Here is a 256-nt window from a genome sequence, read left to right on the forward strand (position 1 = left end):
GATCCAGCGCATTAGTGTGGACCAGGTTTCCGGTGCGGTGTCCGTGGACCTGTTTGGCAGCTACCAGCCCGCGGCGATGATTGGTGATCAGCCCGACAGTACTGGTGCGGAACTGCCGGACAGCTGGTATAGCGCCGAAGGCACTGCCATGACCGCCGCCGGTCTCAATATCGATAGCAGTGGGTTTTTAATAGCGGACGGCAGCCTTGTCGGCAATACCAATAGTCGGGCGGTTTACTACCACCTCGGTGATCTT

Annotated in this window: 1 protein-coding gene; it reads left to right on the forward strand. The window is 58.2% G+C overall.

All coding sequences use genetic code 11. From position 1 onward, the window contains the following. The coding region (locus Q5Y71_RS17410; protein ID WP_306043325.1) for a hypothetical protein at window positions 1–256 on the forward strand (256 nt) is incomplete at both ends.

Source organism: Microbulbifer sp. 2205BS26-8 (assembly GCF_030731025.1).
Classification (GTDB): Bacteria; Pseudomonadota; Gammaproteobacteria; order Pseudomonadales; family Cellvibrionaceae; genus Microbulbifer; species Microbulbifer spongiae.